At 45.1% G+C, this 23,227-nt stretch carries 21 protein-coding genes and 1 pseudogene; 14 read left to right on the top strand and 8 right to left on the bottom strand.

Annotated features, from left to right (window positions below; genetic code table 11):
- Positions 1-49: 49 nt before the first annotated feature.
- The 3 genes from BCU07_RS08675 to BCU07_RS08685 all read right to left on the bottom strand — a co-directional run bounded on the left by BCU07_RS08675 (position 50) and on the right by BCU07_RS08685 (position 4,892).
- The gene (locus BCU07_RS08675) at positions 50-2,011 is read right to left on the bottom strand and encodes a DNA topoisomerase III (RefSeq protein ID WP_102428754.1); all 1,962 of its coding nucleotides are present in this window, start codon (positions 2,009-2,011) and stop codon (positions 50-52) included.
- Positions 2,012-2,126: 115 nt separating this feature from the next.
- Complete coding sequence (locus BCU07_RS08680) at positions 2,127-2,675, bottom strand: NAD(P)H nitroreductase (RefSeq protein ID WP_017059376.1); 549 nt, start codon at positions 2,673-2,675, stop codon at positions 2,127-2,129.
- A gap of 207 nt (positions 2,676-2,882) precedes the next feature.
- The gene (locus BCU07_RS08685) at positions 2,883-4,892 is read right to left on the bottom strand and encodes an NADPH-dependent 2,4-dienoyl-CoA reductase (protein ID WP_170967980.1); all 2,010 of its coding nucleotides are present in this window, start codon (positions 4,890-4,892) and stop codon (positions 2,883-2,885) included.
- Between the two features lie 279 nt (positions 4,893-5,171).
- On the opposite strand from BCU07_RS08685, the gene sppA reads away from it, so the two are divergent.
- Positions 5,172-7,022, top strand: coding sequence for a signal peptide peptidase SppA (sppA, locus tag BCU07_RS08690; protein ID WP_102428755.1), 1,851 nt, complete (start codon positions 5,172-5,174; stop codon positions 7,020-7,022).
- Between the two features lie 118 nt (positions 7,023-7,140).
- Positions 7,141-8,157, top strand: a complete 1,017-nt coding sequence (gene ansA / locus BCU07_RS08695) for an asparaginase (RefSeq protein ID WP_017059379.1) — start codon at positions 7,141-7,143, stop codon at positions 8,155-8,157.
- Between the two features lie 143 nt (positions 8,158-8,300).
- Here the strand turns inward: ansA and BCU07_RS08700 are convergent, their stop codons facing one another.
- The gene (locus BCU07_RS08700; RefSeq protein WP_010437067.1) at positions 8,301-8,582 is read right to left on the bottom strand and encodes a YeaC family protein; all 282 of its coding nucleotides are present in this window, start codon (positions 8,580-8,582) and stop codon (positions 8,301-8,303) included.
- 113 nt (positions 8,583-8,695) lie between these two features.
- On the opposite strand from BCU07_RS08700, the gene BCU07_RS08705 reads away from it, so the two are divergent.
- Entirely contained in the window at positions 8,696-9,502 is an 807-nt protein-coding gene (locus BCU07_RS08705) for a DUF2989 domain-containing protein (RefSeq protein ID WP_102428756.1), read from the top strand.
- Between the two features lie 175 nt (positions 9,503-9,677).
- Here the strand turns inward: BCU07_RS08705 and msrB are convergent, their stop codons facing one another.
- Positions 9,678-10,115: a peptide-methionine (R)-S-oxide reductase MsrB gene (gene msrB, locus BCU07_RS08710; protein ID WP_080582205.1), complete on the bottom strand. Its 438-nt coding sequence runs from the start codon at positions 10,113-10,115 to the stop codon at positions 9,678-9,680.
- Between the two features lie 319 nt (positions 10,116-10,434).
- On the opposite strand from msrB, the gene gap reads away from it, so the two are divergent.
- From gap to BCU07_RS08745, 7 genes are all read left to right on the top strand, one after another.
- The gene (gene gap, locus BCU07_RS08715) at positions 10,435-11,430 is read left to right on the top strand and encodes a type I glyceraldehyde-3-phosphate dehydrogenase (protein ID WP_017059382.1); all 996 of its coding nucleotides are present in this window, start codon (positions 10,435-10,437) and stop codon (positions 11,428-11,430) included.
- 242 nt (positions 11,431-11,672) lie between these two features.
- Positions 11,673-12,557 (top strand): D-hexose-6-phosphate mutarotase, encoded by an 885-nt coding sequence (locus BCU07_RS08720; RefSeq protein WP_017059383.1) that lies wholly within the window; start codon positions 11,673-11,675, stop codon positions 12,555-12,557.
- Between the two features lie 111 nt (positions 12,558-12,668).
- On the top strand, positions 12,669-13,484 hold the full coding sequence (gene rlmA, locus BCU07_RS08725; RefSeq protein ID WP_102428757.1) for a 23S rRNA (guanine(745)-N(1))-methyltransferase: 816 nt from the start codon (positions 12,669-12,671) through the stop codon (positions 13,482-13,484).
- Positions 13,485-13,559: 75 nt separating this feature from the next.
- Entirely contained in the window at positions 13,560-14,513 is a 954-nt protein-coding gene (locus BCU07_RS08730) for a ChaN family lipoprotein (protein WP_017059385.1), read from the top strand.
- A gap of 276 nt (positions 14,514-14,789) precedes the next feature.
- Positions 14,790-15,143 carry a hypothetical protein gene (locus BCU07_RS08735; protein ID WP_017059386.1) on the top strand — a complete coding sequence of 118 codons (354 nt, stop codon included), beginning with the start codon at positions 14,790-14,792 and terminating at the stop codon, positions 15,141-15,143.
- A gap of 122 nt (positions 15,144-15,265) precedes the next feature.
- A complete protein-coding gene (locus BCU07_RS08740; RefSeq protein ID WP_102428758.1) occupies positions 15,266-17,152 on the top strand; it encodes a BCCT family transporter in 1,887 nt (628 codons plus the stop codon).
- A gap of 193 nt (positions 17,153-17,345) precedes the next feature.
- Positions 17,346-18,923 (top strand): alkaline phosphatase, encoded by a 1,578-nt coding sequence (locus BCU07_RS08745; RefSeq protein WP_017067179.1) that lies wholly within the window; start codon positions 17,346-17,348, stop codon positions 18,921-18,923.
- 170 nt (positions 18,924-19,093) lie between these two features.
- On the opposite strand, the gene BCU07_RS08750 is transcribed toward BCU07_RS08745, so the two are convergent.
- Complete coding sequence (locus BCU07_RS08750) at positions 19,094-19,531, bottom strand: YcgN family cysteine cluster protein (protein WP_017067609.1); 438 nt, start codon at positions 19,529-19,531, stop codon at positions 19,094-19,096.
- 159 nt (positions 19,532-19,690) lie between these two features.
- Here BCU07_RS08750 and BCU07_RS08755 point away from each other — a divergent pair, with 159 nt between their 5' ends.
- The 4 genes and pseudogenes from BCU07_RS08755 to BCU07_RS08770 all read left to right on the top strand — a co-directional run bounded on the left by BCU07_RS08755 (position 19,691) and on the right by BCU07_RS08770 (position 22,161).
- Positions 19,691-19,939 carry a YkgJ family cysteine cluster protein gene (locus tag BCU07_RS08755; RefSeq protein WP_004734153.1) on the top strand — a complete coding sequence of 83 codons (249 nt, stop codon included), beginning with the start codon at positions 19,691-19,693 and terminating at the stop codon, positions 19,937-19,939.
- A gap of 93 nt (positions 19,940-20,032) precedes the next feature.
- Positions 20,033-20,722: an aquaporin Z gene (aqpZ, locus tag BCU07_RS08760; RefSeq protein WP_102314862.1), complete on the top strand. Its 690-nt coding sequence runs from the start codon at positions 20,033-20,035 to the stop codon at positions 20,720-20,722.
- Between the two features lie 90 nt (positions 20,723-20,812).
- A pseudogene (locus BCU07_RS08765) lies at positions 20,813-21,322 on the top strand (helix-turn-helix domain-containing protein).
- Positions 21,319-22,161, top strand: a complete 843-nt coding sequence (locus BCU07_RS08770; RefSeq protein ID WP_372123428.1) for an IS3 family transposase — start codon at positions 21,319-21,321, stop codon at positions 22,159-22,161. Before BCU07_RS08765 ends, BCU07_RS08770 begins: the two are co-directional and overlap by 4 nt.
- 46 nt (positions 22,162-22,207) lie before the next feature.
- On the opposite strand, the gene recR is transcribed toward BCU07_RS08770, so the two are convergent.
- Together recR and BCU07_RS08780 are read right to left on the bottom strand one after the other, a co-directional pair.
- Positions 22,208-22,807 carry a recombination mediator RecR gene (gene recR, locus BCU07_RS08775; RefSeq protein ID WP_019823189.1) on the bottom strand — a complete coding sequence of 200 codons (600 nt, stop codon included), beginning with the start codon at positions 22,805-22,807 and terminating at the stop codon, positions 22,208-22,210.
- A gap of 78 nt (positions 22,808-22,885) precedes the next feature.
- Entirely contained in the window at positions 22,886-23,215 is a 330-nt protein-coding gene (locus BCU07_RS08780) for a YbaB/EbfC family nucleoid-associated protein (RefSeq protein ID WP_017062338.1), read from the bottom strand.
- Between the last annotated feature and the right edge of the window lie 12 nt (positions 23,216-23,227).

Raw genomic sequence — 23,227 nt, forward strand, 5'->3', positions numbered from 1 at the left:
GATTTCCAATATCAATAATGGGTGTTGTTAGCTTTCAGTTTCTAACTGATTAACTTTTAGCGCCTTTCTTCGCGTAAGTCTTCTTCCTTGTCCCACCACCTTTACGGCGCTTGAATGCTGGTCTTTCAACTTTAGGAAGATGACGCAGGGATTCAGGGACTTCACCTGTTTTTACCTTGCCCATTAAGCCATCGATCTTACTTTCTAGCGCTTGCATGAAGGGTTGATACGCTTGGTTTCGTTCAGCCATACCTTGCAACTGATGCTCCCAGTGAGCCGTCATGTCGGGAAAGGTCGAGTCCTCAGGTAAGGCATTAATCAAACCTCTCCCCGCAGGACTGCTATGAATACTCTTACCTTGTCGAGTTAGCAACTGCCTCTTAAACAAAGTATCTAAGATACCCGCTCGGGTTGCTTCCGTTCCAAGACCATCGGTCTCTTTCAAAATGGCTTTAAGATCTTTGTTCGCGACAAAGCGCGCGATACCTGTCATCGCTTGTAGCAAGGTCGCTTCCGTGAAGTGCTTTGGTGGTTCGGTTTTCTTATCGCCAATAATGCCTTCACGACACGTCAACACCGTACCTTTATCCAATGGAGGCACCGTATCCGTGCCATCACCTTTTTCTTCAGTGTCCGTTTTCCCCATCAACACTTTCCAGCCCGGGTTGATAAGCTGACGCCCTTTTGCGATGAACACGCCACCAGCAATATCAAAGACTAACTTGGCATCGGCAAAAATAGCAGGTGGGTAGAATTGCATTAGATACTGGCGAGCGATTTGCTGATAGATTTTCATCTCGTTGGCAGACAGGCCGTTCACCGATGACTTCTTCGGAGTAGGAATAATCGCGTGGTGAGCATCGACCTTACTGTCGTTCCATGCTTTTGATTTAAGAGAAAGGTCCGCACCTTGAGCGCCACTTTGCAGCTCTTTCGCATTGTTAGCGATAGCATCAACGATCGATTCTCGCTGCGAGTAGTGCTCTTTAGGTAGATAGCGGCTATCAGAACGTGGGTAAGTGATGAGTTTGTGTTTCTCGTACAATGACTGACACGTATCTAACACCTGTTGAGCACTCATACCAAAACGCTTAGACGCATCAATCTGCAAGGCTGACAGCGAGTAAGGCAGTGGCGCAGCTTGTTTACTTTGCTTTTGCTCTGATTCCGTCACCGTCGCGGGTTGATTCGCAATTCGGTTAGCCACATTCTCAACCAGCTTTCGATTGAGCACGCGCCCTTCTTCATCTTGCCATGGTTTACATGCTTCGCTTGGCTTCCAACGCGCACGAATATCAAAGCTCTGGCCGTGATTTTGATAAGGGATCAAAGCGTGCAAAGTGAAGTAATCTTTCGGAATAAAGTTTTCGATCTCTTCATCGCGCCTTACCACCAAACCAAGTACAGGCGTTTGTACTCGCCCGACCGACAACACACCTTGGTAGCCAGCCTTTTGACCGAGTAAGGTATAAGCACGAGTCATGTTCATGCCATACAGCCAATCGGCTCTAGAGCGCGCTAATGCGGAAATAGAAAGCGGAATAAAGTCACGGTTGCTGCGCATTTGAGAAAGTGCACGTTTTACGGCAGGTAAGTTCAAGTCGCTGATCAGTAGCCTGTCCATCGACTCTTTCTTAGCCTTAGAGACTTTGCAGTAATCAATCACTTCATCAACCAGCAACTGCCCTTCTCTATCCGGGTCTCCGGCGTGAACAATTTGAGTGGCGTCCTTCAATAGCTTTCGGATCACCGTGAGCTGTTTGCTTGAAGTCTTACGCGGTCTTAGCTGCCATTGCTCCGGCACGATAGGAAGATCGGCTAAATTCCACTTCTTATAACGGTCGTCATAAGCATCCGGCTCAACCTGCTCCAATAAGTGTCCAATACACCAAGTCACCACATCCCCATTGCCACATTTGATAAACCCTTGGTCTTTCTTTTGTGGATTAGGTAGTGCAGCGGCGATCGCGCGGCCGAGGCTTGGTTTTTCAGCAATAATAAGGCGAGACATGTTTTTCCAGATGCTACAAACAATTAGAGCCACATTATCTAATGTGGCTCTAATAAATCAAGAAAAACTGGTTGTTTATACAGTTAGCATTCCACTATTCAAGCTTCAGCTTTCTTTATAAAAACTCAACGAACTTAGAGAAGTCGCGCTCTGGCACTTTCATTGGTGTACAGCCTGGAGTGCCTAGGTATAGGAAGCCAACAATTTCATCGTCGCCTTCTAGGCCAAATGCTTGGTGTACTTCTGGGTGGAACATCCATTTACCTGAGCGCCAAAAGCCTTGGAAACCTTGTGCGACTGCGGCCATTTGCATCGCCTGTGCAGCACAACCCGCAGACAGATGTTGTTCGATAGCAGGCACTTTCTCGTGCTCAGTTACTTTGGCAATCACAGTAATCACCATCGGAGCTCGGAACGGCGCTTTTTTTACTTTCTCGATAACCGCTTCTTCGCTGTCATCCGCTTCAGCGGCGCGCACCAAGATGTCTGAAAGCTTTTGTAGGCCTGAACCTTGCGCGATAACAAAGCGCCATGGTGTTAGTGCACCGTGGTCTGGAGCACGCAGCCCTGCTTTGATGATGTTTTCTAACGCCACACCTTCAGGTGCCGGATCAGAGAGTTTTGCGATTGAGCGTCTGTTGAGCAATAGATCCAAAGCATCCATTTGAAGTCCTTACTATTTCTTTATTATTTGTATACTTGAACTTTAGCACAGAATACAAACGATAATAAATCTCAACGGCTGTCCATTTAGGCTAGATTAGAAACAATAAAGGCTCCTAAATCTATGACTTAGGAGCCTTGTTCAAAATCTAACTCAGCAAATTAAGTAACAATATCTACTGATAAGATTACAGTTTGATAGCTGATTCTATAACTTAATCGCTAGCTCAACACCTTGACGAATTGCGCGTACTGCATCCAATTCACCCGCGTAATCGGCGCCGCCTATCACATGCAGTTTGCCACCAAACTCTTGCCACATGTCTTCGAATGGACGAACTGACACCTGACCTGCACATACGATAACCGAGTCAGCATCCAGCACCTGCTCTTTCTTACCAACGCTGATATGCAGACCTTGGTCATCAATCTTGTTGTAGCTCACGCCACCCAGTAGATTAACACCGCGTTTTTCTAGTGTGCGTTTGTGAATCCAGCCTGTAGTTTTGCCCGGACCTTTACCAACGCGCCCCGCTTTACGCTGCATCACCCAAACCGTTTTGTCGCTGAATGAATCCGGGTAAGGATACAAACCACCTGGGTGTTCCATGTTCTTATCGATGCCCCACTCATGCAGCCAATCATCTAGGCTGTGTGACGCCGGCTCGGTGAGCATGGTTGCCACATCGACACCGATACCACCAGCACCAACAATCGCGACCTTTTCGCCTACTGGTGTCTTTTCGCGAATCAAGGTTTGGTAATCGACCACGTTTTCTTGGTCAATGCCCTCAATATCGAGCTTTCTTGGCTCTACGCCAGCAGCCATCACCACTTCATCGTACTTCAACAACATCTCAAACGTTGCTTCCGTATCCAGTTTCAGATTCACGCCGGATGCATCGATTTGGTTAGCAAAATAACGAATCGTTTCTCTGAACTCTTCTTTGCCCGGTATCTGCATTGCTAATCTAAACTGGCCGCCGATACGGTCATTTTTCTCAATCAAGTCAACCTTGTGTCCACGCTGGGCTAGTGTCGTCGCACAAGCTAAACCGGCTGGGCCTGCGCCAACAACCGCAATGGTCTTAGTCGCTTGCGCTGGCTGAACAACAATTTCAGTCTCGTAACAAGCGCGTGGGTTCACCAAACAGCTCGCACGTTTACCTTTAAACACGTTATCAAGGCAAGCTTGGTTACAACCGATACAGGTATTGATGAACTGAGCTTGGTCTTGAGCTGCTTTATTAACAAAATCCGGGTCTGCCAAGAATGGACGCGCCATAGACACCATATCAGCCTGCCCAGAGCTAAGAATACGTTCGGCCTCTTCTGGCGTATTAATTCGGTTACATGTCACCACTGGGATCGACACGTATGGTTTCACTTTTTCCGTCACCCAAGAGAATGCACCACGTGGTACTTGTGTCGCGATAGTCGGAACACGCGCTTCATGCCAACCGATGCCGGTATTGATAATAGTCACGCCTGCTTCTTCCAGCTTTTGAGCCAATAGAACAACATCTTCAAAGGTGCTGCCTTGCTCAACCAAATCCAGCATCGACAGTCGGAAAATAATAATGAAGTCGTCACCCACTGCTTCGCGAATCGATTTAACAATCTCCAGCGGGAAACGCATGCGCTTCTCATAAGAACCGCCCCATTCGTCGTAACGCATATTGGTACGTTTACAGATGAATTGGTTAATCAAGTAACCTTCAGATCCCATAATCTCAATGCCGTCGTAACCCGCGACTTGGGCGAGTTCGGCACTGTTGGCAAAGGCACCAATGGTCTTTTTAATCTGACGAGGGCTCATCTCACTTGGAGCGAACTTAGCGATAGGCGCTTTAATGCCAGACGCACTTTGCGCGAATGGGTGCATGGCATAGCGGCCAGCATGCAGCAACTGAAGGGCAATCTTACCGCCATGCTTGTGCACGGCCTCGGTAACAACTTGGTGAGCTTTTGCATGCTTCACTTTACTGAATTCAGCACTAAATGGGGTTAATCTGCCACGTAAATTAGGAGAGAAACCACCGGTAACAATAAGGCCAACGCCTCCTTTTGCTCGCTCTTCATAAAACGCGGCGAGTTTGTGGAGACCTTCTTTATTTTCTTCTAAACCTGTATGCATTGATCCCATCAATACACGGTTACGTAACTGGGTAAATCCAAGATCGAGTGGTTCAAGTAAATGTGGGTACATGGCAGACATCACTTCTATTATTTTATCCTTGTGGTCTGACCACAGTATAGTTCAATTACCAAAAGTTCAAACAGCCGTTTACATTTTTGTAACACCGATCATAATGCTGCACGTATTAATCGTTCAGAAGCCCTTAATTTGACTACACTTAATGAGAATATATATCGATTAACAATTCTTGGTGTAGTTTGAGCTTGGGAATTATCGTAGGATACTAAGCAGTTCATATTATTGAGATTAATGGTACTACGGCTTGTTAAAGCGACGTGATCTCACTGCGGAGACAGAATGAAAAAAATATTCAAATTTATAGGCATGTTCTTTAAAGGGATTTGGAAGCTCATTACGTTTGTACGTCTTGCGCTGGTTAACCTAGTCTTTTTACTCAGTATCGCCATCATCTACTTTGTGTACTTCCATTCAGATACGGCTCAACCGACGGTTCCTCAGGATTCGGCTTTAGTGCTTAATCTGTCTGGCCCTATTGTGGAACAAAGCCGCTATATCAATCCGATGGATTCGGTCACAGGTTCACTGCTTGGCAAAGACCTTCCAAAAGAGAACATCCTGTTTGATATCGTTGAAACGATTCGCTACGCAAAAGACGATGACAAGGTTACTGGTATCGTTTTAGCACTCAAAGAGCTGCCAGAAACCAACCTGACCAAGCTGCGCTACATTGCTAAAGCATTGAATGAGTTCAAAGCATCAGGCAAACCGATTTATGCGGTGGGTGACTTTTACAACCAAAGCCAATACTACCTAGCCAGCTACGCAACTAAGGTATTCCTATCACCAGATGGTGGGGTTCTTCTTAAAGGCTATAGCGCTTACTCGCTTTACTACAAAACGTTGTTAGAGAAACTAGACGTCAACACGCACGTGTTCCGTGTAGGCACTTATAAGTCAGCTATCGAACCTTTCATTCGTGATGACATGTCAGACGCAGCGAAAGAGTCCGCTTCTCGTTGGTTAAGCCAACTATGGGGTGCGTACGTTGATGACGTCAGCAACAACCGTCAAATAGACGCTAAGACACTGAACCCAAGCATGGACACCTTCTTGAAAGAACTTGAGTCTGTGGACGGTGACATTGCAAAACTGGCCGAGAAACTTGGCTTAGTGGATGAGCTAGCGACACGCCAGCAAGTTCGACTAGAGCTTGCCGATGTTTTCGGCAGTGACGGCCAAGACAGCTACAACGCGTTTGGTTACTACGAATACCGTACAACCATGCTTCCAAACATGACTAGTGAATCACACGACGTTGCCGTGATTGTAGCGAGCGGCGCAATTATGGATGGCAAGCAACCACGTGGCACCGTTGGCGGCGATACCACAGCAGCCCTACTGCGCCAAGCACGTAACGACGATAAAGTGAAAGCGGTTGTACTTCGTGTCGATAGCCCAGGTGGCAGTGCCTTTGCTTCTGAAGTTATCCGTAATGAAATAGAAGCGATCAAGCAAGCGGGTAAACCGGTTGTTGTGTCGATGTCGAGCCTTGCTGCTTCGGGTGGTTACTGGATCTCGATGGGTGCGGATAAGATCCTAGCTCAGCCAACCACACTAACGGGTTCAATTGGTATCTTCAGTGTTATCACCACCTTCGAAAAAGGGTTGAACGATATTGGTGTTTACACTGATGGCGTTGGCACCTCACCTTTCTCAGGTCTTGGTATTACAACTGGACTTAGCGATGGCGCGAAAGACGCGTTCCAAATGGGCATTGAAAACGGATACCGCCGATTCATCAGCCTAGTTGGAGAAAATCGCGGTCTGGAAGTCGATGCTGTCGACAAGATTGCTCAAGGTCGAGTTTGGACAGGTCAAGATGCGATTCAGAAAGGCTTAGTCGATGAGATTGGTGATTTCGATGATGCGGTTGCAGCTGCGGCTTCACTTGCAGAGCTTGAAAGCTACAACATCTACTGGGTAGAAGAGCCACTTTCGGCCACTGAACAATTTATTCAAGAATTTATGAACCAAGTTCAGATGTCGATAGGCCTAGATATTCAATCGATGATACCAAGCAGTTTACAGCCTGTTACTCAGCAGTTAGCTCAAGATAGCCAGCTGTTAGGCAGCTTTAACGACCCACAAGGCCGATACGCTTTCTGCTTAAATTGCCAAGTTCAATAAGTTGAGCCAATAACTCAATGACTAAGGGGTACCTCTGTGTGAGGTGCCTCTTTTTATTGCATGATAATTCGCTATAATCGCCCCCCTGTTCCCTACATCACACTAAGTATTAATCGCCATGGAAAGAAAACACATCTATATCGCGTACACCGGCGGCACAATTGGCATGCAGAAGTCTATTGACCACGGCTATGTTCCAGTCGCAGGTTTCATGGATAAGCAGCTAGCTGGCATGCCTGAATTCCATCGCCCAGAGATGCCTGAGTACACCATTCACGAATACTCTCCATTAATGGACTCTTCAGATATGACGCCACTTGATTGGCAAACTATCGCTGATGACATTCGCGCGAACTACGATAAGTACGATGGTTTCGTTATCCTGCATGGCACAGACACTATGGCTTACACTGCCTCTGCACTGTCTTTCATGCTTGAAAACCTCGGCAAACCTGTGATTGTTACGGGCTCTCAGATCCCATTAGCAGAGCTTCGTTCAGACGGACAAGCAAACCTGCTGAATGCGCTACACATTGCAGCAAACTACCCAATCAACGAAGTGACACTGTTCTTCAACAACAAGTTGATGCGTGGTAATCGCAGCACAAAATCACACGCAGATGGCTTCAATGCGTTTACCTCTCCAAACCTGAATCCATTGCTAGAAGCGGGTATCAATATCCAACTTAGCAATAACGTAAAGGTAAACGAACAACCTAAAGGTGCTTTCAAGGTTCATAACATTACTCCGCAACCTATCGGCGTAATCACAATGTACCCAGGCATCTCACACGAAGTTATCCGTAACACGCTATTACAACCTGTTAACGCGATGATTCTGCTTACTTTCGGTGTGGGTAACGCACCACAAAACCCAGAACTGCTTCAGCACCTGAAAGATGCCTCAGAGCGCGGTGTTATTGTGGTGAACCTAACTCAATGTTTGGCTGGTAAAGTCAACATGGGTGGTTACGCGACAGGTTGTGCACTAGCAGAAGCGGGCGTGGTGAGTGGTTACGATATGACACCAGAAGCGGCACTGGCGAAGTTGCATTATCTATTAAGCCAAAACCTAGGCTACGAAGAAGTGAAGGCTCAGATGCAACAAGTATTGCGCGGTGAGATGAGCTTATAACCTGTTCAAGGATTCACGTTAAAGCCAGTTATTCTATGAAAGTAACGGCGGCTTAACGTGAACTAAATCGTTTTATTGCTTATAAATAAACGAGTTAAACTAAAAGGGGTGGCACATTGCCACCCCTTTGTTGTAATTTAAGCTTAATGATTCGGGTTAACCCTAACAATATCTTCTTGATCTGACTTAAACTGTTTCTTTAGTTCAGACTTAGATTTAAAGCTAATCTCACCACCAGCTGCAATTGTCATATGTTGAGCTTCAGAGTTATGTTTAGATTGGTATAACATAACCGCTTGCATACACGAGTCGCGCTGTTCTTTTGAGAGCGCCGTACCTTCTGGCCATTTACCCGTTTCAACTGCGTAGGTTAAACGTTCGTAGACCTCGGGTGTCATTGCGCTAAGAAGTTGTTCTGCATCCATGGTAAAGCCTTAGTTTTAACAATTTTCACCAGAAAATAACCCGTAACAGAATTGAGTCAAGAACCTGACCGATAATAAGTGCATCTGATCACAAGTGAAGGAATATGAAAATTATGAAATGGTTGGCGATTAGCCTATTGCCTTTCACTCTGGTTGGGTGTCTTGAAGGGAACAAAAATACCGATCAACTGTGCCAAAGCAATCCGGGTCTTCAGTGTGAACAATTGAACATGAACGATGGGCAATGTCGTGTCGCACGTACCGACCTCATCTGGCATCGATTTGAAGTTCAGAAGCAACCCACCGAAATCAACAAAATTAAAGAATTCGAATTAGTCACTGCCTACAAAAAGTGCCTAGAGCTCGCGGCACAGATCGAGACCATTGACCAATCCCAACTTCAAGAACGTCGCTTTACGGCATTAATGCACAGTATTGAAGAGTCAGAACGAATCGTTAGTGAGCTATCTCAATCAGACACACCAGAAACACTCTACTTCTTGTGGTCACAAACTGGTGATACTAATGCAAGACGCAGCTTCTTACAGTTAGAAGGAACTGAAGCATTAAATACGGCGGAGATGCAATATGCTCTAGCGACTTTCTATACCACGAGAGATCATGCCAAGACATTGAAGCTACTCAATAATGCGCTAACCTTGTCGAATAACTCGGTTGTTAATACTGAGATATTTAAGTCCATGGCTAGCATCAATCACAGCTTAGGTCATAGAGAAAAGGCGTACGTATGGGCAATGGTAGCCAAAGAGTTTGATGTGCCGATTGCTTCTGAAGCGGAGTTGGCCGTTCTCTATAACTTCGACGCCCCAAGATACAAGCAGTTAAATAAAGACGCAGACAAAATTGTCGAAGCCATTGAAGATGGGGTTTACAGCCCTTCAATCGTCCCGAGTTACTGATCGCTTCATTTATAGTGTTCTTACTTAAGCTTCTTATTCACCTGCTTTCAAATAAAAACAGCTACCTTTTTGGTAGCTGTTTTTATTTGTACTAGAGTTAAGTCTGAAATCTTGGGCGTTTCAGCATTCCTAAATCGACAAATGCGACCTGTAAGGATTAGACAATAGTTACAAGTTATTTCGTACTTTCGTCATTTTTGTTGAAAATTAACGACACTGAATTAACACAGAACCGTTCACCTGTGGTCTTCGGGCCATCTGGAAAAACGTGACCTAAATGGCTATCACAGGCGGTACAACGGATCTCTACACGCTTCATTCCGTGACTTAGATCTTCTATATAGCGTACTGCTTCATCATTCACTGGGGCATCAAAGCTCGGCCAACCACACCCAGAGTCATATTTGTTATCCGACAGAAACAAAGGGCTTTCACAGCATGTGCAGCTATAGACGCCAGTCTTATGGTTGTGCAGTAACTTGCCGCTATATGGGGCTTCAGTACCACGCTCACGACACACTGAAAATTCGTCGTCCGTTAGGCGCTCACGCCAGTATTCATCAGGCTTTATCATATTTCCTCCCTTTTGAATCACGTTAATATCTCTCCACATTCTCAGTTATTATATTTACTTTTTTCTATAAAGGCTTGCATATGAGTCGTTTTGTAGCACATACTTTCTCACCAGGAAACATTGTACATATACACTCATAAGTGAATCATCATTTAGGGGTATTTTACCCAACTGGAAGGGTACAGAGCCACTTGCAATGGTCAATTTTCAATCACTTACACCCAATTGTTAAGAAAAGCGTCGCTTTTTTTTGACATTAAACAAGTTAAGTCGGATTATCTATTGCAGATGTATACTGGATTCTGTAATTTTACTACCAGTTATCTTTAATCAGAAATTAAGTTGTGGAGCAACTACAATGACTATCAAAGTAGGTATTAACGGTTTTGGCCGTATCGGCCGTTTCGTATTCCGCGCAGCTCAAGAGCGTGCAGACATCGAAGTAGTAGGTATTAACGATCTAATCGACGTAGAGTACATGGCATACATGCTTAAGTACGACTCAACTCACGGCCGTTTCAACGGTACTGTTGAAGTTGAAGGCGGTAACCTAATCGTTAACGGTAAAACTGTACGTGTTACAGCTGAGCGTAACCCAGAAGACCTTAAGTGGGATGCTATCGACGTAGACGTAGTTGCTGAAGCAACTGGTCTTTTCCTAACTGACGAGACTGCACGTAAGCACATCACTGCTGGCGCTAAGAAAGTAGTTCTGACTGGTCCTTCTAAAGATGCAACTCCAATGTTCGTAATGGGCGTTAACCAAGCATCTTACGCTGGTCAAGACATCGTTTCTAACGCTTCTTGTACTACTAACTGTCTTGCACCTATCGCTAAAGTACTTAACGATAAGTGGGGCATTGAGTCTGGTCTTATGACTACAGTTCACGCTACTACAGCAACTCAAAAAACTGTAGATGGCCCTTCTGCTAAAGACTGGCGCGGTGGCCGTGGTGCTTCTCAAAACATCATCCCATCTTCAACTGGTGCTGCTAAAGCTGTAGGCGTTGTTCTTCCAGAACTAAACGGCCTTCTAACTGGTATGGCTTTCCGTGTACCAACTGCTAACGTATCTGTAGTTGACCTAACAGTTAACCTAAAAGAAGCTGCATCTTACGAAGAAATTTGTGCTGCAATGAAAGAAGCTTCTGAAGGCGAAATGGCTGGCGTTCTTGGTTACACTGAAGACCAAGTAGTATCACAAGATTTCATCGGTGAAGTTCAAACTTCAGTATTCGATGCTAAAGCTGGTGTTGCTCTAACTGACAAATTCGTTAAAGTTGTATCTTGGTACGACAACGAAATCGGTTACTCAAACAAAGTTCTAGACCTAATCGCTCACATCTCTAAGTAATTTCTTTTTAGAAATCGCTTTAGATAAGCATTAGCGAAGACTGTTTTGAGCAGACTTTGAAAAAGGCGACCTTAGTGTCGCCTTTTTAATGCCTGCTATCTTTTAGACCGCGTCTGTCTAAGCTCATCAAGATAGCCCAAACGCAAAATTCAATTCTAATACTGACTCTGCTTGTTACTCATGAAAACACAAGCATCACTCTAGTCAGCATTTGAATTCAATTTCCTTAGAAGGATCATGTAATGGATTTATCTACTCTACCTGCACTGGCGGTACTTTCTGACAACGTCACTATCGTTGAACACGAAGGTGTAAAACTGGTTCGCGTTATCCACGATAAAGCAAACGCAGCGATTTCACTGTTTGGCGGCCATGTGGTGTCATTCCAACCGCAAGGTCAAGAAGACCTAATTTGGATGAGCCAACAAGCTAAGTTCGATGGTAAAACGGCTCTGCGTGGTGGTATTCCAGTATGTTGGCCTTGGTTTGGTCGCATTGCAGCACCAGCACATGGTTTTGCCCGTTCAAGTGAATGGCAATTGGTTGAACACCGTGAAAGCGAAGCTGGCGTGATTGTTAGCTTAGGTCTGAAGCCAAGCGAAGAGACGCTAGCAGTATGGCCTCATCAGTTTGATGCTCGCTTGAATGTTGAGATCGGCGAACAACTAAAAGTAACGCTGGACGTGAAGAACACTGATTCTCAGCCATGGACTTTCTCTGGTGCACTACACACTTACCTAAACGTTGGCGATATCCACAACACAACCACCACTGGTATGGGTGCTGAGTACATTGATAGCCTGCAAGGTGGCAAGAACTGCCAAGGTGGATCTGAACTGGTACTGACCGACACGATTGACCGCGTTTACACGCAACCAGAAGCGCAAATCTTTGTTGCTGACAAGAAGCTGGATCGCACGCTAACAGTTGAAAACCACGGTCATAACTCTGCAGTACTGTGGAACCCGTGGGCAGAAGGCGCTGCAAGTATGGGCGACATGCAAGACGATGGTTACCTAACTATGATGTGCGTAGAATCAACACTGCACGCGCCAAGCCTAGAAGCCGGTAAAACACTCCGGCCGGGTGAAAACCACCAACTGATCACTGTGATTAGTGCCCAATAACCGTATAAATACAGTTATAAAAAACGATTTTTGAGCGGCTTTATGTCGCTCTTTTACTTTTTGGTTTTAGCTCGTTACACTTGCGCTGTCTATTCTCCTTTAGAGGTCTCCATGACTTACCAATGCCCTTTGTGTCACCAACCTTTATCTCAAAACGATCGTACGTTTAAGTGTGAAAAGAACCATCAGTTCGACCTAGCGAAAGAAGGCTACGTCAATTTGATGCCTGCGCACCACAAACGCTCAAAAGATCCAGGTGACAACAAAGAGATGATGCAGGCACGTCGTCGCTTCCTTGAAGGTAACCACTATGACCCAATGCGCCAAGCGGTGGTGACGTTGTGTTCTCGCTATCTACCAGAAGAGACGCCTAGCCTATTGGATATTGGTTGTGGCGAAGGTTATTACACCAACGAAATTGCTGTGAATCTTCAAGAAAAGAATGGTGCTACTTTTGGCCTAGACATTTCTAAGATTGCTATCAAATACGCCGCTAAACGCTACCCTGCTGTCGACTTCTCAGTTGCATCAAGCCATCGCCTACCCTTTGCTGAAAACAGCTTAGACGGCATTCTACGCATTTACGCGCCTTGCAAGGCTGAAGAGCTACAACGCACCATCAAAGACAGTGGTGTGGTGATCACCGTGACACCAGCTAGCCGACACCTGTATCAACTGCGTGATGCAATTTATGATGGCGTTCGCTTGCACGATGAAGATCCAGAAGTGATCGAAGGTTTTACGCTTGAGCATCAAGAGCAACTAAACTATATGATGGAACTATCGGGGTCAGATGCATTCGACCTGCTACAGATGACGCCGTTTGCTTGGAAGGCGAGTGAAGAGTTTAAACTACAACTCACCGAGGCAGAGCAATTCAACTGTGAAGCTGACTTTATGCTGCGAGTGTACCGCAAACAAATTTAATTGATATTGATTATCGTTTGCATTGAAATCTTATCTTGCCTCCTTTAGTATGCGTGTTCTTCAAGGAGGCATTTCATGCAACGTATTATTCTTATCGGATTAGCTACTCTTCTCACGGCTTGTGCTAGTCAACCTGCAAAAGACACTTCTCAAAAAGTGGCTCAAACGGAATCCGTTTCCACATTCTATGACTACCAGTTCGCTTCTCCACAAGGCGAAACACTTTCTCTCGATGCATTACCCGAGCAGCTGATTGACGCTGATGTGGTTCTAATTGGCGAATGGCACACGCATTCTGCCATTCACCGCTTCCAAACCGACTTCTTAAAAGCGCGCCGCAACGCAACATCAAACATTGCGCTTTCAATGGAACAGTTCACTCGAGAGCACCAAGCCACACTTGACCAATACTTAAACGGCGAAATTGGCGAACAAATTCTCATGTCTCAAGCGGCAGCTTGGCCAAATTACGAAAGTGATTACCGCGCGTTAGTTGAGTTCGCAAAAGCCAACGACGTCGATGTTATTGCGGCAAATGCACCAAAGCCATTCGTGCAGTGTATTGGCCGTAAAGGATTGCCTTACCTAGACCAATTATCGACCGAGCAACGCCAATGGATTGCTGCCGAAGTGGATACTGGCGATAGCCCTTACAAAGAAAAGTTCATGGCTTCTATGCATCACGGTACGCCAGAGCAAACAGAAAAGCAGTTTGCCGCTCAGGTTACCTGGGACGAAACCATGGCTGAGTCGATTGTGGATTACCTAGCATCAAACCCTGATAAACAAGTGATTCACGTGGCTGGCAAGTTCCACACCGAGGGTGGTTTAGGGACGGCGGCATCAATTCTACGTCGTAACCCTGATTTAAAAATCGCCATCATCAGCCCGGTTGAAGCGATCTCATCGGATAGCGGTGATTATCAGCTTGAAGTGCTTTCGCCGCCGGCTCGCTTTGTAAAGAAAGAGAACCGAATGAAGGCATACAAGCATCTGTCAAAACGTAGCGCTAGCCTAGAGTGTGAGTAGGATCTGTTGATCCACTCTTCTAAGCTAAAGAGTCGATGGGCTAATCCTAGATAATTAGCCCATCGTCACAACTTGATCACGTTCCCGTCATTCATCCTAACTCTATCTAAAATCAAACATTCTTATCGGCACAAGACTTGCTTAGTAAATAGACGATTTAACCAAGCAGACGAAAATGTAATGTGCGAATAAAAAAACATCACTATCGATGATTAATTGCACAAGTTTTTCACACCTCTGCCGATACTATATTTAAGGATAGGTAAGGAGAGCTATATGACGCCAGTAGGAACGAGTAATACTCAGCTGTATTCGCCTTCGCAGATGAACGCTAAGAGTTCAGCTAACGAAGCTGAAAAGCCTACACCGCTTAAGGTTGAGCAAAATACGGTTAGGCTTTCTGATGAAGGCAAAGCACTCTTATCTGCCCTAAAAGAAATTGATAAAGAAGCGAAGAAAGTCGAAGCAGAAAACGCGACAGTTACCGATAAAGTTGAGTCATTCGCTCATGGTGCCTTGGGTATGGATCACCCAGATAAGATTGAAGAAGAAGATGATGGTTCTTATTCAGCGGGGCAATACCTGTCCGCAGCGGCAACCGTAGGCGGTATTCTTCTCGCACTCATTTAGCCTTGCCAACCTATCGCATTCTCTAGAATAAAAGCGATTTATCGTTACGACAATAGACCCGATTAGGTCTAAAAAACGAGTTCATTCCATAATTCCGCTCTCATTTTAATGGAATAATACTCGTGAAAAACACTTTTGAGCTTATCGATAAGCCAACCTTTTTTGGTGCTATAGCACTCCTACTCACGATAGTTTTCCCGCTCATTTTGTTCCCTGCACAGGGCGCAGACTGGATTGCGGTTGCGAAAACATTCATGACTGATCAACTCGGATTCCTGTATCTTGCTCTAGGTCTCGCAGCCTGTGCATTTATGGTGTACGTAGTATTCAGTGATATGGGACAAATTAAACTGGGCGAAGCTGATGAAGAGCCTGAGTTTAAAACTGCATCATGGGCTGCCATGCTATTTTGTGGCGGTATCGGTGCAAGTATCTTGTATTGGGGCTGTATTGAGTGGGCTTACTACTACCAATCACCGCCTTTCCAACTAGAACCTGGCAGTGAAGAAGCAGTACGCTGGGCTGCGACCTACGGCCTATTCCACTGGGGACCAATCGCATGGTCTATCTACCTAATCCCGGCAATTCCTATCGCTTACTTCTTCTACGTACGTAAACAACCTGTTCTAAAGATTTCAAGCGCATTAATGCCTGTTCTTGGTGAACACCGTAGTAAAGGCGTACCAGGAAAGATCGTTGATATCCTATTCATTTTCGGTCTATTAGGCGGCGCTGCAACAACATTAGGTTTAGCCGCTCCTCTGATCACTGAAGGTCTAAATCATCTATTTGGTCTACCTAAAAATAACCTAACGCAAGTGATGGTGCTTTTAGTGTGTACTGCGATTTTTGCTTACTCATCTTATGCTGGATTGGAAAAAGGCATCAAGATACTAAGTAACATCAACTTCTGGGGTGCGATGGGTCTACTGGCTTTCGTTCTGATCGCGGGTCCAACAATCTTCATGTTAGAAACAGGCTTAGACTCAATTGGTCGTCTACTGTCTAACTTCTTCGTGATGGCAACGTGGGCTGAACCATTTGGTGGTTACGGTACATTCGAAAACACTCACTTCCCACAAAACTGGACGATTTTCTACTGGGCATGGTGGCTAGTATTTGCACCGAGTATGGGTCTGTTTGTTGCGCGTATCTCTCGCGGCAGAACCATCAAACAAATGGTGTCAGGGTCGATCTTCTTTGGTTCTCTAGGTTGTTTCCTGTTCTTCATGATCTTAGGTAACTACGGCCTATCACTGCAGCTTTCTGGTGAGCTAGATGTCGTTGCCATTTTGAATGCGGAAGGCGCAACCAAAGCTATCTTCTCGATGCTTGCACAATTGCCAATGAGCACGCTGGTTATCGCTGTATTTACAATGCTGTGTATCATTTTCACGGCAACAACATTTGACTCTATCTCATACATCCTAGCGTCTGTTGTACAAAATAACGTGACCGAAGAGCCAATGCGCTGGAACCGTATGTTCTGGGCATTTACTCTGTCGTTCTTACCAACGATTCTAATGTTCTTAGGCGGTCTAAGTACGCTACAAACGGCGGCGATTGTTGGTGGCTTACCACTGCTTGCTATCTCTGTGATGCTGATGATTTCAGCGGTTCGTGCGACTAACCTCGACCTACGCCATCAAGATGCGTATATCGAGCCAACGATCAACATCGAAGAACTGCCAGACATGGACCCTTGGTCTGCTGAAGGTATGGCGTTGGCTCAGTTTGAGAAAGAAAGAGATGCAGCACAAGAAGCCGCAGAACTTGAGCGTGTTGCTTACACAGAACTTGCCGCAGTGAAGAAAGAAATTCGCGCTTATGTGTTAGAACAAGGTTCACAAATGGAAACTCACGAGTTACCAGAGAACCTACAACAAGCACTTGAGCAGGCCGAGAGTAATCTTAGTGCCGCACAAGCGAAAAAGATCGAGTTATCTGAGCAAGCTCAGAATGCTCGTATCACGTTCAATCAGGTGGTTGCAGACTTACCGCTTGCTTGACATTAGCCATGACACAGTCCATTGATTTGGACTCTCCTAAATACGACAAAGGCTCACAGAAATGTGAGCCTTTTTTTATGTTTTTCTGAAAATTTGAGTTATTGCTCAATTTCATATTGATGAAACAAATATGAAACGACTTTGACACAAATCGGTGTTCTAATCATTCCGCTTATATAAAAAGGGATAACTAATGAAGCACTTTATGAAACCAATTGTTACCGCAGTGGTAACCTCTACACTCTCATTCAACGTACTTTCAGCAGAAATCAAAAATGTCATTCTGATGATCGGCGACGGCATGGGACCTCAGCAAGTTGGCTTATTGGAAACCTACGCAAACCAAGCGCCAAATTCCATCTATAAAGGGAACAAAACGGCCATTTATCAACTTGCCCAAGAAGGGGTTATTGGTTCATCCCTAACGCATCCGGAAGACGCAATCGTAGTGGATTCAGCTTGCTCTGCGACCATGCTTGCAACGGGTATTTACAGCGGTTCAGAAGTGATCGGTATCGATTCCCAGGGTAACCATGTTGAGACAGTACTTGAGAAAGCAAAAAAAGCAGGCAAAGCGACCGGCTTAGTTTCCGACACACGCTTAACTCACGCGACCCCTGCTTCTTTCGCCGCTCACCAACCTCACCGTTCTTTAGAGAATCAAATTGCATCTGACATGTTAGCAACGGGCGCTGATGTGATGCTCTCTGGAGGACTGCGTCATTGGATTCCTAAATCGACCAACGACAAAGGTGAAACCTATAAGCAACTTGAGAAACTGACTCAAGGTGATGTTTACCTCAAATCGAAGCGTAAAGACGACCGTAACCTGCTGACTGAAGCAGAGACAGACGGCTACCAGCTGGCGTTTAATCGCAATATGCTAGACGATGCTAAGGGCGATAAACTACTTGGCCTATTCGCCTACTCTGGCATGGATGATGGCATCGCTTACAGCAACAAGAAAAAGAGTGGCGAACGAACTCAGCCAAGCCTGAAAGAGATGACACAAAAAGCGCTCAACATCCTATCCAAAGATGAAGATGGCTTTTTCCTAATGGTCGAAGGTGGCCAAATCGACTGGGCGGGACACAGTAACGATGCAGGTACCATGCTGCATGAACTGCTCAAGTTTGATGAAGCGATCCAAACGGTGTATGAATGGGCAAAAGATCGTGAAGATACGATCGTGATTGTTACCGCAGACCACGAAACAGGCTCTTTCGGTTTCAGCTACTCTTCTAACAACCTACCAAAACCACAGAAACGTTCTGGCGAAGCCTTTGCTGATCGCGACTATGCACCCAACTTTAACTTTGGTGCATTCGATATTCTTGATGGTTTATACAATCAAAAGCAAAGCTACTACGGTATGATCAGCGAATTTCAGAAGCTAGATAAAGCGCTGCAAACACCTGAAAAACTGGCTGAGATCGTCAACAAGAATAGTGAGTTCCCTATCACTGCTGAACAAGCAAAAAACGTGTTAGCCAGTAAGCCGAATCCATACCGATTGGCTCAGCACAAATACTTGTCGGCAGAAGAAGTGCCTGCTATCAACGATTTTGATGCATTCTTCCCTTATAACGACCGTGGCAACCTGCTTGCTCGTGAACAAGCAACAGGCCAAAACATCGTTTGGGGTACAGGTACACACACTCACACACCAGTGAACGTGTTTGCTTGGGGTCCTGCTGAAAAGATACTGCCAGTTTCGAAAATCATGCACCACTCAGAACTGGGTGAGTACATTAAACAACAAGTAAACTAGCCTGAATCTTTTTTGCTCGTTTAAATTTAGCGCCCTTCGGGGCGTTTTTTGTTTTAAGCTTTTGAGCTAAGTGAGTAATTGAGTAATTGAGTAATTGAGTAATTGAGTTTTAAATTTAGGCGACGCCAAATAGTAAAACAGCCGCTAAAGAGCGGCTGTTTTTATAATACTTAGCGATTTGGGTGATTCAAAATGTGATCTTCCCAATCGACAACATCGATTTCGTATACCACTTTGTTACGAACACTTTCACCTGCAGCATGCATCTCTGATTTAGAACCCGTAATCAATGGGTGCCACTCAGGAATCGGCTTAGATTCAGATAGAAGACGGTAAGCACAAGTATCTGGTAGCCAATGGAATTCATGAATCTTGTCACGAGTCAGCTTCAAACACTCTTCACCTGAAGTGAAGCGGTTCGGGTAGTCTTTACAAGAACATGTTTTGTCGTTTAACCAGCTGCACGCCACGTTGGTGTAGTAAACTTCATCGCTATCTTCATCCATTAGTTTATGCAGGCAACACTTACCACAACCGTCACACAGTGATTCCCACTCGTTCTCGGTCATTTGCTCTAGTGTCTTTTCTTGCCAAAATGGATTCGTCATAGGATTACTTCTTACTCTTTTACTGGGGTGCGTGTTATACCGCTAGCCCATAAAAAGTTCAAGGATAATAATTGTTCATTCTTTGATTCAATCAACAGCTGTCACTCTCATCATTTTTTGCTACTATCGCGCACCCTGTTATTTAGTGAGTTTAATTTGATGGAATGTCGCCTAGGTTGTGGAGCTTGTTGTATCGCTCCAAGTATTACATCTGCTATTCCTGGAATGCCTAATGGTAAGCCTGCTGGCGTACGCTGCATTCAATTAAATGAGCAAGATCTATGCAAATTATTTGGTCAACCTTCACGCCCGAAGGTATGTCACCAGTTCAAAGCCTGCCCTATCATCTGTGGTAAAACAGACCAAGAAGCGCTTGATAACCTTATTGAGCTCGAAGCAATAACCTAACAATACTTTTCTTCTTATATATGCCCAAGATTTCACAACTTTGATAGATCTAAACTATCTTATTGATACTGGTAAAGATTAATAAGGATAGTTATGAATAAGTATATCGCAGAAATGTTCGGTACGTTTTGGTTGGTGTTAGGTGGTTGTGGTAGTGCCGTCTTAGCCGCGGCTTTCCCTGATGTGGGAATTGGTCTACTCGGAGTTTCCCTTGCCTTTGGTTTAACCGTACTCACTATGGCTTTCGCTATTGGTCATATATCCGGTTGCCACCTTAACCCTGCTGTCACCATCGGTCTATGGAGTGGTGGTCGCTTTGATGGCAAGGATGTTGCGCCTTATATTATTGCCCAAGTGATTGGCGGTATTATCGCGGGCGGCGTGCTATTTGTGATTGCTTCTGGTCAAGCAGGTTTTGACGTTGTCTCATCAGGCTTTGCTTCGAATGGTTACGGTGAACACTCACCGGGCGGCTACTCGCTCACAGCAGCTCTCGTTTGTGAAGTGGTCATGACCATGGTGTTCCTATTCGTGATTATGGGCGCGACGGATTCGAAAGCACCCGCTGGGTTTGCACCTATCGCAATTGGTCTTTGTTTGACCCTAATTCACCTTATCAGTATCCCTGTAACCAATACCTCGGTGAATCCTGCGCGAAGTACTGGTGTAGCCGTATTTGTCGGTGATTGGGCTGTTTCGCAACTATGGTTATTCTGGGTTGCACCGATTATTGGAGCCGTGATTGGAGCCGTGATATACAAAGCAATACGTGGGAAGGATTAAGCATTAAATAGGTATGAGTTTAAAACAAATAAAAAGCCGCTCAATGAACTGACCCCCAATAGTTGGACACCAATTATTGGGGGTCTTTTTATGTCCAAATATAGCCGAGAGCTAAAATGTATCATTGCTAAGCAATACTTAGATGGCACGTCATCTCTCTACTTAGCAAAACAATATTCAATTTCTTCAAGGCAGATACGGTATTGGACTCAAGTCTTTGCCATCCATGGTACTGATTCATTTTTACCAACTAAGCATGCCGCGACTGCTTAAACAAAACGAAAAGCATTGAATTTAATGTGGACGAATGAATGGTCTCTCACGCACACTAGCGCTGTATTAAACCTCTCATCCCCTGGAATACTCTCTGTCTGGCTCAAACGATTTAATGAGCTCGGTATCAAGGGGCTCGAAATGCACCAGAAAGGAAGACCCTCAATGAAACAGCAACCTCAACGTACCACTAAGCCTGATAATGAAATGACGCTTGAGGAGCTAAAAGAGGAGTTGGTCTACTTACGAACCGAGAATGCCGTTCTAAAAAAGTTGGAAGAGTTGGAGCAGGAAAAAAACCGTCGAACAAAGAAAAAGCGGTCATAGCTCTAACTCTTAAAGGCAAGTACCCGTTAAAGCACTTACTGCACACTCTACAGCTGGCAAAAAGTGTCTTTTATTATCAGGCTCAAACGAGCAAGCGCCCAAATAGCTACGAACGTGAGCAGCGGTTGATAAAGTCAATTTATCATGAACATAAGGGGCGATACAGCTACCGCCGTATTCACTTGGAACTAAAAAATCAGGGGTTCGTGCTTAATCATAAAACGGTTCAAAGACTTATGGCTCAGCTCAACCTTAAATCGACGGTCAGGATTAAAAAGTATCGTTCATACCGAGGAGAGTCAGGAAAAGCAGCTCCCAACGTTCTTGAAAGAGATTTTAGTACGACTCAACCCGATGAAAAGTGGGTAACTGATGTCACGGAGTTCAAAGTCAAAGAACAGAAAGTATACTTATCTCCCGTTGTCGACTTGTTTACTCAGGAGGTGGTTGCTTATAGAGTGGCCAAGAATGCCTGCTTGCCGCTTGTCACGGATATGCTGACGGAGGCTATATCAAAGCTGAAACCCAACTCAAAGCCAATTATACACAGCGATCAAGGTTGGCAATATCGCCATCGACAGTATCAGAAAAAGGTAGCGGAGAGTGGGTTAACGCAAAGCATGTCGAGAAAAGGTAACTGCTTGGATAATGCGGTTGCTGAAAACTTTTTTGCTTTACTCAAAACAGAGATGTATCACAACCAAAGCTTTGAAGATGCAGATGCTCTGATAGAGCAAATTAAAGAATACATCGAGTACTACAATACCAAACGTATAAAAGTGAAACTAAAAGGCCTGACTCCGATAGAATATCGAACTCAGGCCTTGAAAGCCGCTTAACAGAAATGTCCAACTTTACGGGGTCACTTCACAATGAGCGGCTTTTTTAGATCTTATGACGACCGAGTAAGGAGTGCGAAAGCGTGGTGCCATCCACCAGCTCTAGCTCACCACCAACGGGAACACCATGAGCGATACGGCTAGCGTTCACTTCATGGGCATTACATAGCTCAGCAATGTAGTGCGCTGTCGCTTCCCCTTCAACTGTTGGGTTAGTCGCTAGGATTACTTCAGAGATATCACCACGACGCAGGCGGTAGTCCAAAACATCAAGACCGATGTCGCTTGGACCAATACCATCAAGTGGTGAAAGATGACCCATCAATACAAAGTAACGACCTGAATATTGGCCAGTTGCTTCGATAGCTGCAATGTCTGCTGGGCTCTCTACTACACAGATTTGACCATTTTCCTGACGTTTAGGATTGGTACAAATGTGGCAAGTATCTTCTTCAGTAAAAGTACGGCACTCATTACAGTGACCAATTTCGGTCATTGCTTGGCTAAGAGCTTCAGCCAACTGTAGGCCGCCTTTTCTATCGCGCTGTAACAAATGAAAGGCCATACGCTGCGCCGACTTGGGGCCAACCCCAGGTAGACAACGTAAGGCCTCCATCAAATGCTCCAGCATATGACTGGTACGCATATTTAACCGTTCTAATGTTCAGGTAATAGCCTGTTCAACACAAACCACCACCTGAATTAACCTTTAAGAATAAGTTACTTAGAAAGGCATCTTCATACCTGGTGGAAGTTGCATTCCGCCAGTTACGCTAGCCATTTTCTCTTTTTGAGTTTCTTCAACGCGACGAGCCGCATCGTTGAAAGCAGCAGCGATAAGATCTTCAAGCATCTCTTTATCGTCTTCCATTAGGCTTTCATCGATATCAACACGGCGAACGCTGTGGCTACCAGTGATCGTTACTTTTACAAGGCCAGCACCTGACTCACCTGTAACTTCCATATTTGCGATTTCTTCTTGAAGCTTTTGCATGCGCTCTTGCATTTGCTGGGCTTGCTTCATCATGTTGCCCATACCGCCTTTACCAAACATGTTAATACTCTC

It is taken from the genome of Vibrio sp. 10N.261.54.E10, assembly GCF_002877735.2.
GTDB lineage: Bacteria > Pseudomonadota > Gammaproteobacteria > Enterobacterales > Vibrionaceae > Vibrio > Vibrio crassostreae_C.

What these genes read in the sequence shown, in the direction of transcription:
- BCU07_RS08675 (WP_102428754.1), bottom strand. Translation starts at nt 2,011, where the DNA reads ATGTCTCGCCTTATTATTGCTGAAAAACCAAGCCTCGGCCGCGCGATC.
- BCU07_RS08680 (WP_017059376.1), bottom strand. Translation starts at nt 2,675, where the DNA reads ATGGATGCTTTGGATCTATTGCTCAACAGACGCTCAATCGCAAAACTC.
- BCU07_RS08685 (WP_170967980.1), bottom strand. Translation starts at nt 4,892, where the DNA reads ATGTCTGCCATGTACCCACATTTACTTGAACCACTCGATCTTGGATTT.
- sppA (WP_102428755.1), top strand. Translation starts at nt 5,172, where the DNA reads ATGAAAAAAATATTCAAATTTATAGGCATGTTCTTTAAAGGGATTTGG.
- ansA (WP_017059379.1), top strand. Translation starts at nt 7,141, where the DNA reads ATGGAAAGAAAACACATCTATATCGCGTACACCGGCGGCACAATTGGC.
- BCU07_RS08700 (WP_010437067.1), bottom strand. Translation starts at nt 8,582, where the DNA reads ATGGATGCAGAACAACTTCTTAGCGCAATGACACCCGAGGTCTACGAA.
- BCU07_RS08705 (WP_102428756.1), top strand. Translation starts at nt 8,696, where the DNA reads ATGAAATGGTTGGCGATTAGCCTATTGCCTTTCACTCTGGTTGGGTGT.
- msrB (WP_080582205.1), bottom strand. Translation starts at nt 10,115, where the DNA reads ATGTGGAGAGATATTAACGTGATTCAAAAGGGAGGAAATATGATAAAG.
- gap (WP_017059382.1), top strand. Translation starts at nt 10,435, where the DNA reads ATGACTATCAAAGTAGGTATTAACGGTTTTGGCCGTATCGGCCGTTTC.
- BCU07_RS08720 (WP_017059383.1), top strand. Translation starts at nt 11,673, where the DNA reads ATGGATTTATCTACTCTACCTGCACTGGCGGTACTTTCTGACAACGTC.
- rlmA (WP_102428757.1), top strand. Translation starts at nt 12,669, where the DNA reads ATGACTTACCAATGCCCTTTGTGTCACCAACCTTTATCTCAAAACGAT.
- BCU07_RS08730 (WP_017059385.1), top strand. Translation starts at nt 13,560, where the DNA reads ATGCAACGTATTATTCTTATCGGATTAGCTACTCTTCTCACGGCTTGT.
- BCU07_RS08735 (WP_017059386.1), top strand. Translation starts at nt 14,790, where the DNA reads ATGACGCCAGTAGGAACGAGTAATACTCAGCTGTATTCGCCTTCGCAG.
- BCU07_RS08745 (WP_017067179.1), top strand. Translation starts at nt 17,346, where the DNA reads ATGAAGCACTTTATGAAACCAATTGTTACCGCAGTGGTAACCTCTACA.
- BCU07_RS08750 (WP_017067609.1), bottom strand. Translation starts at nt 19,531, where the DNA reads ATGACGAATCCATTTTGGCAAGAAAAGACACTAGAGCAAATGACCGAG.
- BCU07_RS08755 (WP_004734153.1), top strand. Translation starts at nt 19,691, where the DNA reads ATGGAATGTCGCCTAGGTTGTGGAGCTTGTTGTATCGCTCCAAGTATT.
- aqpZ (WP_102314862.1), top strand. Translation starts at nt 20,033, where the DNA reads ATGAATAAGTATATCGCAGAAATGTTCGGTACGTTTTGGTTGGTGTTA.
- recR (WP_019823189.1), bottom strand. Translation starts at nt 22,807, where the DNA reads ATGCGTACCAGTCATATGCTGGAGCATTTGATGGAGGCCTTACGTTGT.
- BCU07_RS08780 (WP_017062338.1), bottom strand. Translation starts at nt 23,215, where the DNA reads ATGTTTGGTAAAGGCGGTATGGGCAACATGATGAAGCAAGCCCAGCAA.